General features: G+C 46.0%; 14 protein-coding genes. 3 read left to right on the top strand and 11 right to left on the bottom strand.

Annotated elements, in window-relative coordinates:
• Nucleotides 1–59 precede the first annotated feature (59 nt).
• Complete coding sequence (gene miaA, locus DXD78_RS01630; protein ID WP_005823716.1) at nt 60–965, top strand: tRNA (adenosine(37)-N6)-dimethylallyltransferase MiaA; 906 nt, start codon at nt 60–62, stop codon at nt 963–965.
• Here the strand turns inward: miaA and DXD78_RS01625 are convergent.
• The 5 genes from DXD78_RS01625 to DXD78_RS01605 form a co-directional block, all read right to left on the bottom strand.
• Nucleotides 941–2,179, bottom strand: coding sequence for a hypothetical protein (locus DXD78_RS01625; RefSeq protein WP_005835346.1), 1,239 nt, complete (start codon nt 2,177–2,179; stop codon nt 941–943). The genes miaA and DXD78_RS01625 overlap by 25 nt on opposite strands.
• A 101-nt stretch (nt 2,180–2,280) precedes the next feature.
• Nucleotides 2,281–3,051 carry a TlpA disulfide reductase family protein gene (locus tag DXD78_RS01620; RefSeq protein ID WP_005823782.1) on the bottom strand — a complete coding sequence of 257 codons (771 nt, stop codon included), beginning with the start codon at nt 3,049–3,051 and terminating at the stop codon, nt 2,281–2,283.
• Nucleotides 3,052–3,063: 12 nt separating this feature from the next.
• Nucleotides 3,064–5,145 (bottom strand): M56 family metallopeptidase, encoded by a 2,082-nt coding sequence (locus DXD78_RS01615; RefSeq protein WP_034528826.1) that lies wholly within the window; start codon nt 5,143–5,145, stop codon nt 3,064–3,066.
• A gap of 50 nt (nt 5,146–5,195) precedes the next feature.
• Nucleotides 5,196–7,061 carry a TlpA disulfide reductase family protein gene (locus DXD78_RS01610; protein ID WP_117652468.1) on the bottom strand — a complete coding sequence of 622 codons (1,866 nt, stop codon included), beginning with the start codon at nt 7,059–7,061 and terminating at the stop codon, nt 5,196–5,198.
• Between the two features lie 29 nt (nt 7,062–7,090).
• Nucleotides 7,091–7,453, bottom strand: coding sequence for a BlaI/MecI/CopY family transcriptional regulator (locus tag DXD78_RS01605; RefSeq protein ID WP_005823785.1), 363 nt, complete (start codon nt 7,451–7,453; stop codon nt 7,091–7,093).
• A gap of 210 nt (nt 7,454–7,663) precedes the next feature.
• Between DXD78_RS01605 and DXD78_RS01600 the strand changes: the two genes are divergently transcribed.
• Nucleotides 7,664–8,368 carry a hemerythrin domain-containing protein gene (locus DXD78_RS01600; protein WP_008665531.1) on the top strand — a complete coding sequence of 235 codons (705 nt, stop codon included), beginning with the start codon at nt 7,664–7,666 and terminating at the stop codon, nt 8,366–8,368.
• Nucleotides 8,358–8,972, top strand: a complete 615-nt coding sequence (locus DXD78_RS01595) for a response regulator transcription factor (RefSeq protein WP_009037105.1) — start codon at nt 8,358–8,360, stop codon at nt 8,970–8,972. The genes DXD78_RS01600 and DXD78_RS01595 overlap by 11 nt, the downstream gene beginning before the upstream one ends.
• 431 nt (nt 8,973–9,403) lie before the next feature.
• Here DXD78_RS01595 and ccsA read toward each other — a convergent pair whose 3' ends face one another.
• From ccsA to DXD78_RS01565, 6 genes are all read right to left on the bottom strand, one after another.
• A complete protein-coding gene (gene ccsA / locus DXD78_RS01590; protein WP_009037106.1) occupies nt 9,404–11,455 on the bottom strand; it encodes a cytochrome c biogenesis protein CcsA in 2,052 nt (683 codons plus the stop codon).
• Nucleotides 11,456–11,483: 28 nt separating this feature from the next.
• Nucleotides 11,484–12,638 carry a Rid family hydrolase gene (locus tag DXD78_RS01585; RefSeq protein ID WP_009037107.1) on the bottom strand — a complete coding sequence of 385 codons (1,155 nt, stop codon included), beginning with the start codon at nt 12,636–12,638 and terminating at the stop codon, nt 11,484–11,486.
• Nucleotides 12,639–12,703: 65 nt separating this feature from the next.
• Complete coding sequence (locus DXD78_RS01580) at nt 12,704–13,420, bottom strand: hypothetical protein (RefSeq protein WP_009037108.1); 717 nt, start codon at nt 13,418–13,420, stop codon at nt 12,704–12,706.
• Between the two features lie 24 nt (nt 13,421–13,444).
• The gene (locus DXD78_RS01575) at nt 13,445–14,656 is read right to left on the bottom strand and encodes a porin (protein WP_005823796.1); all 1,212 of its coding nucleotides are present in this window, start codon (nt 14,654–14,656) and stop codon (nt 13,445–13,447) included.
• 29 nt (nt 14,657–14,685) lie between these two features.
• Nucleotides 14,686–16,119, bottom strand: a complete 1,434-nt coding sequence (locus DXD78_RS01570; RefSeq protein WP_009037109.1) for a di-heme oxidoredictase family protein — start codon at nt 16,117–16,119, stop codon at nt 14,686–14,688.
• Nucleotides 16,120–16,228: 109 nt separating this feature from the next.
• Nucleotides 16,229–17,380: an imelysin family protein gene (locus DXD78_RS01565; protein ID WP_009037110.1), complete on the bottom strand. Its 1,152-nt coding sequence runs from the start codon at nt 17,378–17,380 to the stop codon at nt 16,229–16,231.
• Nucleotides 17,381–17,388: the final 8 nt, after the last annotated feature.

Genomic DNA, 17,388 nt, shown 5'->3' with positions numbered 1-17,388 from the left:
ACGGTTGTTATTGAATATTCCGTGTAATCCGCGTAATCCGTGCCTATTTTTTTACCCGCATGCACACCCTAATCGTACTTATCGGTCCCACCGGAGTAGGCAAAACAGAGCTCAGCCTCCGATTGGCAGAACATTTCCATACTTGTATCGTCTCGGCCGATTCGAGACAACTCTATGCAGATTTAAAGATAGGCACGGCTGCCCCTACACCGGAGCAACTGCAACGGGTACAGCATCACTTCGTCGGTACCCTGAAGCTGACAGACTATTACAGTGCCGCCCAATACGAAGCGGAAGTGATGAAGCTGCTGGAAGACCTGTTTACAAAGCATAACACCGTACTGCTGACCGGAGGCTCAATGATGTATGTAGATGCAGTCTGTAAAGGAATTGACGACATTCCGACCGTAGATGCCGATACACGCCAGCTCATGCTGCACAAATACGAAACAGAAGGTCTGGAAAGACTTTGTGCGGAACTTAAGCTGTTGGATCCGGAATATTACAAAATAGTAGATTTGAAGAATCCCAAACGCGTAGTCCATGCTTTGGAAATCTGCTACATGACGGGAAAGGCCTACACTTCCTTCCGCACTCAACAAAAGAAAGAACGCCCCTTCCGTATCATCAAAATAGGATTAACACGTAACCGGGAAGAGCTTTATGAACGCATCAACTGCCGGGTGGACCAAATGGTGGAAGAGGGTTTAGTGGAAGAAGCGCGCATGGTCTACCCGCATAAAAGTCTAAATTCCCTAAATACAGTAGGCTACAAAGAAATATTCAAGTACCTGGATGGTGAATGGACATTACCCTTTGCCATCGAAAAGATAAAGCAGAACTCACGCATCTATTCCCGTAAGCAAATGACCTGGTTCAAACGAGACGAGGAAATCCACTGGTTCCACCCGGAGCAGGAAGGGGAAATACTGGAATACTGTCATTGTTCCATCAAAGGCGTATAAGCCTTTCGGACAAGTGCTTCCACATCTTGATAAAGCTTCTGCATTTCTTGAGAATCAATGCTTCCTTGCTGTCTCCAGCTGTCCAACAATAGGCATGTACGGCGAAACACCTCTGCCTCTACCGTAACAAGCTGCTGCATATAGCCATTATTCTCCATATTGTACAGTTTTTCCCAATTCAGATAACGATTGGTTCCCATCCCCTGATTATAACAAAAGACATTGTTGGAAAGCCGGAGTGACCAATCACTGAGCGGAGCGGCGGCACACGCCTTGTCCCAACATACCATCGGAGGCAGAAGTCTATCCGCATCCTTCACCCAAAGCGGCACGGCAATACCCGTAGGAGGATATCCCAGCATTGTCCACATCGTAGTAAGTTCCACCTTCTCACCCGGTTTTACGCCCTGCACCACAATGGAACAAGAAGTACTGTTACGGGGAATAAAATCCTGGTCGACAAACCAACCGGAACCTTGCGGGCGATTAAATTTCCCGTTCTTCAAATCAATATCAAGCATGCCATTGCGAAACGAACGTGAAAGATCATTGAATATACCCTGCGGTGTGATCCCTCCCGTTGCAGAAGCCCTCATCAGTACCCTGTCTGCCTCCATATAGCGTACATAACCTGCCCCCCGATTTGCTTCACCGGCAAAAGAGAAGTTGGTACGGGCAATGTAGCCGTAAGGAGCATCTTTGGGATTATTGGCATCATACATCGTATATTTATAATAATCCACCTCAAACATGGCGGCAGCGCCTTGAGCGTCGATTACGCCAAAATTGGCCTCTATCAAGCTGGGCTTGGAAATGGTATCGAGGAAATGGCAGAAATCCTCCACCGTGGCACAAACCTCCAAGGCACGGTAGATAATCCTCCCGTTGGCTGCCCCCCGTTCTTCCCCATCTTTCACTTCCACCAGATTGTAGGATTGGGTGTTCATCAAGGCAAAACCAACGGAGTTTGTACCCATCCATGCCTCTTTCAAGGCAGGAAAGTTAGCACTATTCACATCGGCAATGAAGTTATACTTCTCCCCTTTTATATAAGCAACATGATTTCGCAGATAGTCCGTATCACGGTTTTTCCATAGCAACGGACGGCCGTCAGGAGTAACCTTTCCAGAAACGACGGCAGATGTACAAGCCAGAACCGGCTCAGCAGTGAGTGCCGCAAGCAGTCCCCATATTAAAAAAAGATGTTTTATCATAACCTTGCCTTCCTTAGATTTATATTCGCAAAGGTATGATAATCTGTGAAAGGGCAAAAGAAATCCTCTGAAATCCTTATCCCCTATTCATCAGGAAAGAATTATTCGCTGACAAGTTTCTGCAACTTATCCTGCATATACCGAAGTTTCGCAGTTCCAGTACCTTGTTCTATATGACGGATAATGCCTTTCTTATCCACCAGTATAGTGACCGGCATACCACTCACATGAAAGGTCTCGAAGAAAAACAAGTCATCGGCTATCTGGGTAAAGAGGAAAGGACGGCTCTCTACAATTTTCTTTATTTGTGCAGCACTGTCAAAAGTCGTAGCAAGATAGGTTACATCAGGATAGACTTCTATCCATTTGTTCAGCTCCGGCATTTCACGGATACAAGGACCACAGCCGGTATACCAGAAGTTCAAGACCATAGGACGTCCCGTCACATCGGCCTTGCTCCACTCCTGTCCTTCTATGTCTTTCACTTTGAATTCCGGAAAAGCCTTTCCTATCCATTCTTCCTTCTTCAAAGTCTGTACGGCACCGCCTATCGGCAACTTCTTCCCCGTTCCTCCACGGTAACTCATCAAGAAAGCTTCCGCACCAGGCACCTCGTCGGCAGGAGTAGCATATTCTCTCACCTCCTCAGACAGCACAATGCCCTTGCGCAAGCGGAGTTCCGTAACCTCGTGTCTCGCGCCGTCCTCATGTATTATGAAAGCCGCCACGTTGTCCGAACCCACACCAGGCGGCATGCCTTCGAAGAAAAGCCCGCCCACCAAATAATATTTCTTACCGGCTGTCTGGGCAGAGCAAAGCCCTGCCCCCACAGCTACCAGAATCAGAAACAAAGAGAGAATTTTCCTTATCATAATTGTTAGAGACTATTCACTTTTCAGCGTAATCGTAAGCTTGGGCTGCACCTTCACTTTGCCGGTAGCCATACCTATATACGAAACAACCAATACAGCATCCTTAGAAGGTACAGAAAGGACAAAATTGCCATTGACATCGGTAACGCTTCCCGTAGTGGTACCTTCTATCAGAACAGCCGCACCGATAATAGGCTCACCCTGCTCATCCACCACTTTACCTTCCACTTTCATATTACCTTGAACGGAAGTCTTTTCTACAGCTTTAGTTTTTTTAGTAGTAATGTAAATCTCACCTTTTCCACCTGCCTCTTTCTTCACCTCAATACCCTCAATATTCTCGGCAGGTATTAAATCATCGATAGTTTTAGTACTCAAATCAACTTTTTCTCCATCAATATAGATAGTCTTTATTAAATCAAGACTACCGTTATGCTGTACTTTAGCGTTCTCTGTCACCTCATTATCCCGACGGATAACTATACCTGGAGTTCCTTGTTTCAGGGTTATCAAAAGAACACCATTCTTTCCCTTTTCTCCATATAATTCCGTGGCAGATTTATCTTTCAAAACCGTTACACGTTCTATCTTATCAGGATTCAATGCACTCATGACAGATGGCGTCACCTCTTTTCCATCCACAATATACAATGGTTCTTTCCCATTACCTGCATATCCTTCAACTGTAATACCATTGGCAGAAGAAGTTTTTTCAAGTTTGTCGTTATCCAGCCTGAACATCACCGGAGCCGTATATTTCACTGCCACCGGCTGCCCCTTCTGTCTCCCTGGTTTCCACTTCGGCATACTACTTATCAAACGCAACGCTTCAGCATTCATATCCTTATCTACAGAACGGAGAAGCTTCGGCTCCTTGATACTACCATCTTTATCCACCACAAATTGGACAGTCACGCGTCCCTGCGTACCTTTCTCTTTGGCAGATGCCGGATAACGCATATTCGTCTTGATATAATCCATGAAAGCGCTCATTCCGCCGCCGGGAAATTCCGGCATCTCCTCTACCACCTCGAAGACCGGAGTTCCCTTCAACTGCTTGCGGACTTCCGTCGGTACATACTTCACATCGGTAGGCTTCGTAGTGTCACCTGCACTTTCTGCCACTTTTGTTTCTACAATTGCAGCCAAATCGTTAACTTTGACGCTTGAAATCTCCTCAACCTTATCGGAGACTTCGGGACGGGCAAAAGCTGTCACTGCAATGGCAGCTACCGGAAGTACATAAAGATACTTCAAACGTGCCCACGGACTTGATTTTTCTTTTAACATCATAGTGATACGTTTTTTAAGTTTACTGTGATTAAAGCTGTTGGCCATAGAGTAGAGCCTTGTGCCGACAGCTTTTTTTATTAATAATAGTTGATACTGTTTTGCATCCACACCCTCCTTTATCACCGTTTCATCCGCTTCAAACTCATGGATATTCTGCAATTCCTGCTTCAGGAGCCATGATGCCGGATTGAACCACTGAAAGAAAATGCAGACATCAGCCACCAGCAAGTCCCAGGAATGGCGGTTATGGATATGGGCAAGCTCGTGGATAAGGATTTCCCGTCCGTTCTCCTCCAAGTCTTTCCGTGAAATGACAATATATCCCATCCAACTGAACGGAGCGATGTCACAGTTGTGTACAATCAAAGTAACGCGCTCTTTCCTGCCCGGTAAGTAGCTGCCAATATCCTCTTTTTTACCCGATTTCAGCAACATCAGTAACCGTACCAACGAATATACGTTGCGGAAGGCAAAGAAAACGATTCCTGCCAGATAGACAAGCAGCGCCACTTGTATCCAGATGACTGTTGCCGTTTCAGCCCTTGCTCCGGCCTCAGTGGCATTCACTGCATCTGCCATCATCAGCAACTGCTCCAATGTCAGCATCGTCTGGTGCACTTCCGTCTCCTGCTTCACACTTACCTCTACCAAAGGCAATAGGCAGGACAACAGCAAAATGCCCAACAATGAAAAACGGTTGAAACGATGAAACGTCTCGCGTGCCAGCAACAAGCGATAAAACAAATAGAATATCGCCAGGCAAACAGAAGATTTGAGTATATAAACAAAAAACAGACCCATGGAATTATTTACTATTTAGGGATTTACGATTTACTATTTACTATTTACAGTTACTTGGTCAGTTCATTCCGTAGCATCTCCACTCCGGGAAATCCGGTTGCTTTGTAGGAAATATCTCCTTCACGGTTCACGACGAAATAGGTCGGGATACCCGGATATTCGTACAGCTTTGCCAATGCCGTACTTTGCTCATTGCTAATGCGACAGTGAATACCGGGTATATCCGGTATCATTACTTTCCATTTTCCTTCAGGAGATGTTTCGTCGACAATATATAGATAAACCACCTCTTTCAGCTCCTCTTTCAACGGTTTCAGGCTTTTCATGGCCCGCATACAAGGACCACACCAGGTGTTCCACATATCCACCAGTACCATCTTGCCACGATAAGGACGAGTAATGACCTGCAACAAACTGTCTGCCGCTACCTCCTTTTCCACCTCAACAATCTTATATCCGGTCTTTCCCTTAGTAGCTTCCAACTCTGATTTCAGTTCGGCTTCAATCCTCCCGTTTCTCATCAGGAACAATTGCCTGAGGTCGGGAGAAGCGATGCTGTCCACCGTCCGACGCTCTTCCTCAGTCAAAGGCATGTACTTGCTCAGATTACGGGAAGCACGCCCGGCAAGAAGCATGTCCGGCCAAAGAGGGTCTTGCACAAACTTATCCCGGAAATTTCCGGTAGCGGTCTTCACAAAGTCCGTATAATAATTGTAATATTTCTGTTCGGGGGTATGCAGAATATCCAGTTGCAGTATTTCCTTGAAGTATGAGGTACTGTCCACCGTCATGTCCGCCCTTTTCACCCCCTTCCTGCCCGAAAGCATCGGGGCATAACTAAGGTTACTCTTGTAATTATAGATAAGGCTGAACAGATTCATATCCAGATTTGCCCGGATATAAGTACGGCAAGCCTGGCTCATATCCTTGTTTTTTACAAGTTTCTTTTGCATATCTTCATAATGCCTGAACAGATACTTTTTATATGCCTGCGGAGTCATCCCACAAATATCTGCATAAAAATCATCAGCTCCCGATAAGCTTTTCATTTCACCGAACCGCAGCAACTCGGTATTCAGACCGGCATAGTCTCCTTCAAACCAAACACAGTTGTCCGTTACACCATCCCTTTTCCGGCTTAAAAGACGGCTTTGCGAATAGAATATTTCAGGCAGATTGATTGTGACATCCAGTTCTCCACCCGGAACGAGAAACAATTCTATTTTCGAACGGGATATCCACAGCGTAGCACCGCTCGGCAACAGCACCTCTGTCTCATAACGGAACGTGCCATCCTCCGCTATCTTCAAGTCCTTACCGGTGAAATACATGAAGAACCAAGGCAAGTCATAGTAGCGTAACGTCACTCCATACTCCGGTTTATACCCCAATATCTGCCCCTTTATGACAGTCTTTCCCATATTCAATTCCGGTCCGGGCAATGGCAAAACCTCATCCGGTTTCTTATTCCGCAAACGTTCGGGAATATCCACCCGAGGTTTCTCTCCGTTGAGCTGTATACCATAAATTACCCATCCTTCATCACTGTCCGGTGTCTCTACAAAATCAAAGCTCTCAGTATCCATCGGAAGCGGACTAAACTTCAAAACAGCAGTCATTTCACCGGAAGCGGGAATATGCGTCCATTCATCCCTGGCAAAACCGGTATTTCCCAAATATCCGTAATCCTTTCCGGATGCCCGCAACACAGCTGTCGAATCAATCCTGACCCTATCGCCCTGCATGCCATAAAGCCTCACCGCCAGCCAGGTCGTATCTTTTCCAAGCGTCACTTGCTCCACTTCAATGCTACGCGTATTGCATGCCATGAAATAGGGTACCTTTACGATTTTCTTTGCCTGCAATCCGCAGCAAATACTTACCAGCAGCAAACAAACCAATCCGATGTTTTTCATAAGCCAGAGTTATTAGAGCCTCAACAATCTCAGTCCCTTCCCTTTTCCACGTCTTGTATCAACTGCTTCAGTTCTTCCAGGGATATATCCTCTTCCTTCACCAGAGACGACACTGCGCTGAGATAGGAATTATTGAAATATTTGCTGATAACGTTCTTCAGTGTCCGCTTGCGGAAATCCTCCTCGCTGACCACCGCATAATACTGATACGTGTTGCCGTACGTATGATGGCTCAGGAATCCCTTATCCTCCAATCCTCTCACAATGGTGGACAAAGTATTGAAATGTGGTTTCGGCTCTTCATAGAATGCCAGCATTTCCTTCACAAACAAGGGTCCCTTTTCCCAGAAAAAGCCCATGATTTCTTCTTCTTTTGCAGTCAATCCTTTCATAACATTCTTTGTTTTCCGCAAATAACTAAATTATTTAGTTCAAAAACTAATTTCTCTCGTTAAATAAAACTAAAGCTTTTAGTTTATTCGGCAAACACCAGTCTCCAACCGTCTCCCGACAAGCAAAATACCTACTAATAGTGATTGCAGTTCTCGGATAAAAGCCGTTACTTTGCGCACGAATCAGAGAATTAAAAACAATAACATACAATGAATGAGCAACATAAGTACCGCTCCACGGACAAGATGAGCGACCTCATCTGTGACAATTACTCCTTATTAATGGTGATGAGCCGCTTCGGACTGTCATTAGGATTCGGAGACAAGAGCGTGAAGGACGTCTGCGAAGCACAAGGCGTCGATTGCCCTACATTCCTCGCCGTAGCCAACTTTATCAGCGAAGAACAATACTCTTACAGCGGCAATGAAAGTGATTTTTCCATTCCCGCCCTTATGGATTATCTGAAGCGTGCCCACACATATTTCCTCGACTTCAACCTGCCGGCCATCCGCCGCAAACTCATCGAAGCCATCGATTGTTCCAGTACAAACGATGTAGCCTACCTCATCCTGAAGTTCTTCGATGAATATGCCAAGGAGGTACGCCGCCACATGGAATATGAAAACCAGGCCGTATTCACCTATGTAGAGCAATTACTCCAAGGCAACCTATCGGATGAATACAACATTGCCACTTTTGCCAGCAAACATAATCAGATAGATACCAAACTGAAAGAGCTGAAGAACATCATCATCAAATACTACCCGGAAAAGGAGAACAACAATCTCCTGAATGCGGTCTTGTTCGATATATTCAACTGCGAACAAGACCTTGCCACCCACTGCCAGGTAGAAGATTATATGTTTGTTCCCGCCGTAGCGCAAATAGAAAGGAAACTGAAAAATGAACAATAATACTTCTTTGAAGATTGTCATTGCAGAAACTTCGGTCATCATCCGGAGTGGTCTGACGGCTGTTTTGAAGCGTATTCCCAACTTGAATGCACACCCTATTGAGGTTTCTTCTCCGGAATCGCTGCAGAACTACATTCACATGCATCCGGCAGACATTATCATCATCAACCCCACTTTCGGTGGCTGGTTCGACCTGCCCGCCTTCAAGGCAGAACACGGAAAATCCGGTATCAAGTACATTGCTATGGTATGCTCCGTCATCGACAACAACATATTGAAGGAATATGACGAGAACTTCGCCATGTGCGATGACGTAGATGTCATCGCCTCCAAAATCAACCACTTGCTGCACACCGAGGAGGAAGAGGAAAAAGACGGCGAACAAGAAACCCTGAGCCAGCGCGAAAAAGAAATCATCACCTGCGTTGTGAAGGGCATGACCAACAAAGCCATCGCCGACAAACTCTACCTCTCCATTCATACTGTCATTACCCATCGCCGTAACATTGCACGCAAACTGCAGATACATTCTCCGGCAGGGCTTACCATCTACGCTATTGTGAACAAGCTGGTGGAATTGGGCGACATCAAGGACTCTCTATAAGGTTCTTCCGGCAACTGTCTCCCTACCCGCTGCGGCCTATAGGGAAAAACCGGATGAATCCCTTGCAAAAGTATGCTCCTCCATACGGGAAAAGCCCTCTGCCTATTGATTAAGGTTTATCCTGTGCCTGAAGACAAAGCTCATCCCCTATGTCATCCCTCCCCATCCTATGACTCTTTATGCCCCACAAGTATCCTTATCCAACCTTACCCACAGTATCCGTCACGCCATACACAAATCCCCGCTTCACGATATCACATCGGGAAGCGGGGATCCTTTTATCTTCATAAAAGTGGTTACGTAATTATGACTAACTAATTCATTCAAATCTGATGTTGCAAAGATAAGGCATCGGCAGACAGTACGCAATCACTTAAATTAGGTATAATAAAACAAGTCAGTCATCATAAATAGGTAGAACCACCCACAAATCAGGCATTGGCATAGCTGTGCATTCCTCCAAGGATGTAGTTCACCCCGAAATAGGTCATCAGGACTGTCAGAAAGGCGACAATCATATAGATGTGGAAGAATAACGGCCTGCGGAAAATGCGTAGGCTGCGCGCATGGAACGCCGCTCCATAAACCATAAAGGTAATCAGCGCCCATACTTCCTTCGGGTCCCAAGCCCAATATCGCCCCCAAGAAGCATTGGCCCAAACCGCACCCAGAAAAATACCGGCTCCCAAAAAGAAAACGGCGGGATAAAGCAGCAATCGGCTGAGCAGCATCAACATCCGGGCTGAACGGCGAAGACACAATGCCAGTATGCCGTTCAGCATCATAAAGGCAAACAAAGCATAAGACATCATTATCAACGACACATGCGTACTGAGCCATGGAGAAACAAGCACGGGCATCAAGGGAGTGATTTGGGGATTCATCTGTCCCAAATAAGACACTAGCAAGGCAAAACCGGACAGCAAAAAGCCGAAAGGCACCATAAACGGGAAGCGCCGCCGAAACAGACAAGCCAGGAACAGCGCACACAATGCCATGAACTGCATCGTTTCGTATCCGTTGCCCAACGGTATTCGCCCACCGATGTACCACCTCAGGCCATACCCGAAGAGCTGAAAGAGAAACGCCGCATAAAGAGAAAACGGGAAAAAAGTATCTGCCAAACGCGAAGAGAAAGAGAGCGCTACAATCCTACCGGAAGAGTCTGACAATGCCGACGAACGGCGCAGGCCGCGATACAGCAGACGGAAGAAAGCCAGCATCCCCACCGTAAGGTTGAACATGAACAGCAATTTGCTGAAAGGAATACGGTTATACAGCAATTCGGCTTGTATTTTAGTATCGGAAACAGGCTCCACACTCCCGTCTTCCGGCAAAGGACGAATCAATGTACCATTTTGGAGCATCAAAATCAGTCCCACCTTTTCATCCGCCTCTACAATGGCCTTTTCCAGAGAAGTCATTTTCTGATGATGGTCTTGCTTCCCCTTCCAGAACTTCTGCAAGCGATACTTCTCACCGTCGAACAAATCAGCCAGACATGCATAGGGTATCTCCAAATGAAGCAGGCGACGGAGTGCCTCGTTTTTGATATAAATCATCGGCTCATTCTGCCAAACTTCCGGACGCAGAAGCCATCCACCAATCACCTGCTCCGGCGTCATGCCTCCATAAGACGGTTTTCCCGTCAGTTTCAGTACAAAATCGCGCGCAAGGGTATTGAAAGGAACCACACGGTCATTATAAATCACCTGCTTACGGGCGAGACTATCCGCCTGCTTGCGTGCCAGTGCCGGAAGGCTTCTCTTCTGCGCATGTACCCCACTTCCCAGACACAGCAACAATAGAACAAACATTCCTCCCTTCTTCAACAACGGATGCCTCAGCAGCCTGCGGAACTCTCCACCCCGGCTGACCAGCATCCAGAGCATGGAGACACCTAACAAGAAGTATCCACTATAGGTAACCCCTATCCCCCACGGGTCATAATTCACTGTCAGCCAGCTCCCCTGCATATCCTCATCAAAGGAAGACTGATAAAAGCGGAACCCCTGCCGTGAAAGAATACGGTTCATGGAGACGGGCGTCTCACCGTGAATATAGCTGATATAATCTGCAGGAGCATCCGTACCCGGATAGTACTCAATCCGGAAACTGTCCAGACGTAAGGTGAACGGTAACTCTACAACCTGCCTGCCGTCTTGTTCCAAAAAGCAGTTCACCTCACTGCCGACAGTAAGATGCACATATCCTTTTCGGCCACAAAGAAACGTAGTCATGGCTCCCGCCAAAATCACGAGGAAGGAGCCATGCAACAACAACGTCGGGAGACGCCGCCACAACCGCTGTCTTACAAGCACAACAACAGTCATCGCAGCAAGGGCTCCCCACAAACAACAGAACCAAATCGTATGATAAACATGCTTTTCTACAAAATCCGTACTGTATGTCTGCTCTACAAACGTAGTTGCAGCAAGTAAGAGCAGCAAACAACCATAAACAGCTATGAGAAACTTTTTCAATTAAGAGCTATCAATTAAAAGTAAAAAATCAATATGGAGCAAACTCCTTGTTTTCTAAAGACTTGACTCCCATACATTCCATCTCTATCAGCCAACCCGGACGACATACGGGAGCATATACAAACACTCTCGGAGTATCCGGAAAACGCTCGTCATACATTCCTTTGACCACGGTATAGTCTGCAACATCCCGCAGATAAACAATCATCTGTCCTAAATCATCAAACGTACAGCCAGCCTCTTTCAACAAAGCCTCCACATTCTCCCACATACGTTCCGTCTGCTTGCGAATGTCTCCGGGATATACCACCTCACCTTTATTATTGATGCTCGCAGTACCCGAAATAAACACCTGGCGACGGTCGCCATAATCCACATACGTACCTCGCTCGAAACTCACACCGTATTCGTATGTGGGATTCAGATGTGTCGGTGCGTAAAGGTAGTGAATTTGTTCAGATTTCAAACCATCTACAGCATAAGTATCCATCTGAACCGTCACTTTTGGGTCGGCATGACGGCCACCGATACCGGTACTGGAAATATAATGAGTCTTCTCCGTCAAGTCCTGGGTAACAAACACCTCATTACGTGCCTTCACCACTCCGGCATAATTCACATCCACGTTCTGTACAAAGAACCAGGTACGTATGCAATTATCAGCCAGCTTGCAGCCCTGTTCCATCAGCTGCATCACATAGTCATTCAACAGCAGACGGGTCTGGTATTCCGAATTGGCTGCACGATTGAAAGAGCCGCCTCCCCAAAGGTGACGGTAGGCGCCATGTCTCACTTCGAACAATCCGTTATGGAGTACCTGTGTTTCCACACCTTTCTGCAGATAGACCCACAGTGCGATCTTTGTACCGTTCAACGGCGGCTGCTCTACCACGGAGAGTGCACAATCCGAACATTCTGCCGAAAGCGCCAGTAGCATATCTGCCTGATTGGCGGCGTCACTTAGAAAGTAGCGTTTAAAGATGGCAACAGCACCTTGTAGTTCACTTTCACGCAGTTGGCAGTAAGTGTCGACCACCGCATTCAGCTGTTCTTCATAAGTCGCTTCCGGTCTGGTGGCATGAATCATTACATGATATTCCGAAACACCCGCTTCTACCTCATATTTAAAGATTTCGGTTAAGGTATTCTCCGATTGATTAGTTTGTTGTTGTTTATCTTTCATATTAAATATCAATTAGTCGTTGTTGTTCAAAAAAGTACCGGTATTACCAGCAAGGCCCATCATTATTACGGCTGTGCACCATCGTCAATCCAGTTGCCAATCAAAGACTGCATATCAGATGAGGTTATCATCTGAGAATGGTCTATACGCCAATCCGAGCTGATGTCCGTACCCAATATGAGATGCAAGACACTTTCTGACGCATTGCCGGGCATAACCCTCATTTTACCGTCCACCGTCGTTGAAGCCCGGTTGACCAGATCAGCATGGCTATGTCCTTCCAGCAGATTCAAGCCACCACCCGGAGTGGTGCTAAGACCATGGCAAGCCGTACAAGTGGCATTGAATATTTTTTGTTGAATGGCATTGTACATACTTGCATCAACTGTTCCTGCATCCATAAGTATAGTATCAGCGATTTCAGTACATTCCATTGCCACCAAACTGACAATGCGCTTTCTCAACTTATTGATTACACATAGCTCGACAGTTGTCACCTCATCCGTTATGCCGGACATTGTCAACTGGATTTCATCATTATCCGATTCGGATACCGGAACAACCTTTGAAACAATGGCATAATCGCTTTCATCATCAAATCCTGCCACTACCACACTATAGTCGCCCGACCACTTATCCACACCACTAATCCGGCCTGTCATCTTCACTGTGCGTCCTTCACCCGTGGCCACTACGGCATTCTCATAAATTCTCCCCTCATCGCATGCATGCAGACCTATAAGAAGCACGGGCAGAAAAAAGAAAAGAATGTATTTTTTCATAGACGAATCCTTTCCTGACTTCATTTAGAATGTATATTGAAGCATCACCGTGGCAGAGTGAGTGGCCAGACCTAAATTATCATTATCACGGTCGAGCTGCGTGTCGTGTCCCCAACGGGCTACATACTGATACATTGCCTGCAATTTCAAGTTGCATCCTCTGAAAAAGTAGTTCATACCTACAGCAGGCATATTCAGGAAACCGTCGTCATCCGTACCGTTACGATTGAAGATATCGTAGCGTGCGGCAAGCTGTAGGCGGGGAGCGACAAAGTAACCACCTTGCACATAACCGCCTAAAAAGCTATACGATTCATTTATCTTTTGCCGTTTGGTGAAACCTACATTCATATAATAAGCTTCAGCCGCCAGATAGAGCTTGTTCTTCAACATGGCAAATTCCAACCCCACACGGGTATCATTGGTACTCTCATTTTCACTCTCCACATTGATAGAACCCGAAAGACCGAATAATATCTTATCCTCGTTCAAACGGTTAGGATTACCTTGTGTGGAAGGCATCACCCCCTTGGGCATATAAGTCAGACGTCCGGCATACAGCAATGAAGGGATATGCCAGTCATCACTCATCGTCTTTGAAGCTGTATTCACGGAAGCTCCGGTTCCATTGAACAAGCCGACTTCATAACCGAACTTATCTGCCACCAGACCGTGAATTTCAACACCCAGGTCAAATCCCGTACCGATATTAGGCGTCACGGCATTCAACGAATAAGGCAAAATTACAGAAGACGTCAGAGAAACCGGCAACTGAGGAAGCAGTGTTTCGCCAAGAGTTGTCAGATAGGCATGCGAGAATGGAGTCTTGAACTTTCCGACACGAATCGCAAATTGTTTTTTCAGCTGTACATCAAACCACGCCTGCTGTAACAGCGCTCCTCCACTTGCAGCAGCATTGATGGACAGATTGAAAGCTACTTTTCCAAAAGCCTTGCCAGTAAAGCCAAGTACGGCATAAGGAATGGAAAAACCCGAATTGGCAATATTATCTTGGTTATAAGCCTTATCCAAGCCTTCATCATCATACCAATTGAAATTAGCACTCGTTTGTACCAACAGATAAGGCTTGAAAACAAAGTCACCTTTCTTTGTTTCAATGGTAAAACCTTCTCTTCCGGCCAATGACACTACACCATTCTCCGTATCTTCCTCATGTTGCGCCATAGCGGTCAAAGGCAAAACAGCCAGCATGGCGACATATAAAAATTTCTTCATAATTACTTTTTATATAAAGCTTATTAGTTCTAAAGTGAATTTAAAAATACAATCAGGGCATCACGGTCATCCTTACTCATGTTCTTAAAGAGATTTTTCGATGCTTCTCCCTCTCCCCCATGCCACATTATGGCTTCAACAAGATTGCGGGCACGACCATCGTGCAAGAAGTAGGTATGTCCGTTTACCTTTTCCTGAAGCCCAATACCCCAAAGCGGAGTAGTGCGCCATTCATTGCCACGCGCCAACCCACTTACATAGTTATCATTCAGACCGACTCCCATAATTTCGGAGCCCATATCATGCAGCAAAAAATCCGAATAGGGGTGAATTGTCTGACTTCCCAACCATGGCAAACGGGTACCGTTCAACAGCACGGAGCCCCGAGGCTTGGTATGCAACGTGGTGACATGGCAAAGATGGCACTTGGCTTTATAGAAATTCTGTTCTCCCCTTATCACCTGCGGGTCATTCACATTACGCCGTGCAGGAACACCAAGACTCTGCATATACAAGTCAACATCTTCCATATCTTCTGTAGAAACATCCAACTGGGCATAAGAAAGCCCCATCATGCTGCCTTGATTCACCTGGGCCTGTCCCTCGCATATCTCTTCCGGATAGCGGCTATTGGTAACACCCATATCACTTGAAAAACCAAGTTCAACAGTCAAATCCGCATGTTGAGCCTTATTTCCCGACAGCCCCAAGCTTCTCACACCACGTTCGGTAATGTAATTGCAACGGCCACTTATACCATACTCCGGATAATTACTTTTTGCAGCAAGCGCTTCAATCTCCGTAGGTTCCAAAGCCATCATTTGCCCCATACCGACATGTCTCAACGGGATACGCACCGTACAGAACATATCTTCAGGCTTTATACTGTCAGCATACCATTCGGATATGGAATAAGCCGGTCTGCAAAGTTCATACTTCTCTCCGTCGGGAAAGGTAAAAGTCTCATAAGTATACTCCACAGAAAGCTTCCCCTCCGGTTTCACTCCATAAATTGCCTGGTCATGGAGGACACGACCATAATCCTGAAAAAACGCACCATTCTTGCGGCTTATATAAACCAGCATCGAGGAAAACCCGTAACTACCCGATCCGCCTTCACTCCACAGCGTCGGTTTGGTACGGCCGGCATTACGATGACAACTGCCACAAGAATACCCCGCATAGACCGGGCCAAGCCCCCCTCCCATGCCATTGCTACTCGTACGCACATCATCGTAAAGCCCGTCACCATCATTAAAGCGACTGTTGTAAACACCCGACACCCAATCTGCCGGTGAATCATAGGCCTTGGATGAATTCATGAAGATTGTGGACGTTCCGGCAGACAGAGCGTATCCTTCAGGAATCTCTATATCCAACACGTCAATCCCATCATCATCACAAGCAGTCAAACCTGCCGACAAACAAAGGAGAAGACATGAATATCTCATTAAATGATTCATCATCTTTATCTACTTTTTAATAATGGCATATCCAAACATACCAAAGAAGTAAAGGCAGGATTCTCCAAATCCCCCCCTTTACTTCTTGAGTATTGTTTATAAATAATTCTTATTTAACTGTACGAGGTTTGCCATCCTTGAAAAGCAGGAATTCTAAAGTATGGAATCCGCGTACATTTTGAGCAGATTCAACTTTTGCATCATCATCACCCTCGCTCCATTCCAAATCGCCCCATTTCTGGGAATTCAGAATCTGGACAATGGCGTTCTGGTCCAAAGGCCAACTATCCATATTCGGGTCAAGTCCCAGCTCATCCACCGGCCCAAATAGGAACGCCTCACTTTCCTCCCAAGGTTCACGGGCTGTTATCCAAGCATTGCATGCCGTCTCAAAAGCACTGTTAGAGGGATTGTTGGCAAGAGCCACCACAGCGTCATACAGCGTACTATTCTTCTCCTTCAAATCCTTATAGGTAGGCAAAACCACAACATTGACATAATTTTCAACAATCGGGTCAAGTGCTTCATTGCTGTTAATGGTGCTATTGTCCCTGATATAAGGTTTCAACTCCTTATCCAATACACTTTCCAGTTCTTCACAAGCCTTGATAGCCGCTACCGTTTCCTGACTGTTAATATTATTACGGAAAGGTTGGGGAATAGCCTGAATAGCCGATGCTGCCGTAGTGATAGCTGCCGACACTTTCGTATCCAACTCCGCATTGACTCCAGCCACCAATTTTGAAATTGACTTGTCGCTCACCTTACCGTCCAAAGAGCCGTAATAGGCATTGCGGATTGAGTAAATATTATTGGTATAATCATCACGGGAATGCCAGCTATACCATGACTCAACAGCATAGAGGGCCTCTGTAACATTGTTTGCCATATATTTATTATATGGATCACCAATCTTCGTCTCACCTACCTCATTGGAGATTTCAACACAACCGTCGATAACCTGCTCTATACAGTTCCAGGCACTTGAAAAGTTATAGGCACCATTATGAGCTTTGAAGGAAGTTGCAAAACTTGCCCCACCCTTATAACTCGTATTCCAAGAATCATAAAGATTGGTGGCATCTGTCTTCAACAAAGCCGCCACATTTCTCATGTAGTTGTGCCAACTTGCCGCATTCTCCGAATTATACTCAATGTCAGCAGGATTAACTGTACTGTTGTCATCATCATCGCTACAAGCAGTAGCCGTAAATGCCAGCCCTAATGCCAAAGCTGTCGCATAAAAGAAATTTTTCTTCATCTGTATAA

Origin of the sequence: Bacteroides sp. D20, from assembly GCF_003436255.1 — a bacterium.
GTDB lineage: Bacteria > Bacteroidota > Bacteroidia > Bacteroidales > Bacteroidaceae > Bacteroides > Bacteroides uniformis.
Note: the sequence above shows the minus strand (reverse complement) of the source record. Positions and strands in the feature narration are given on the sequence as shown.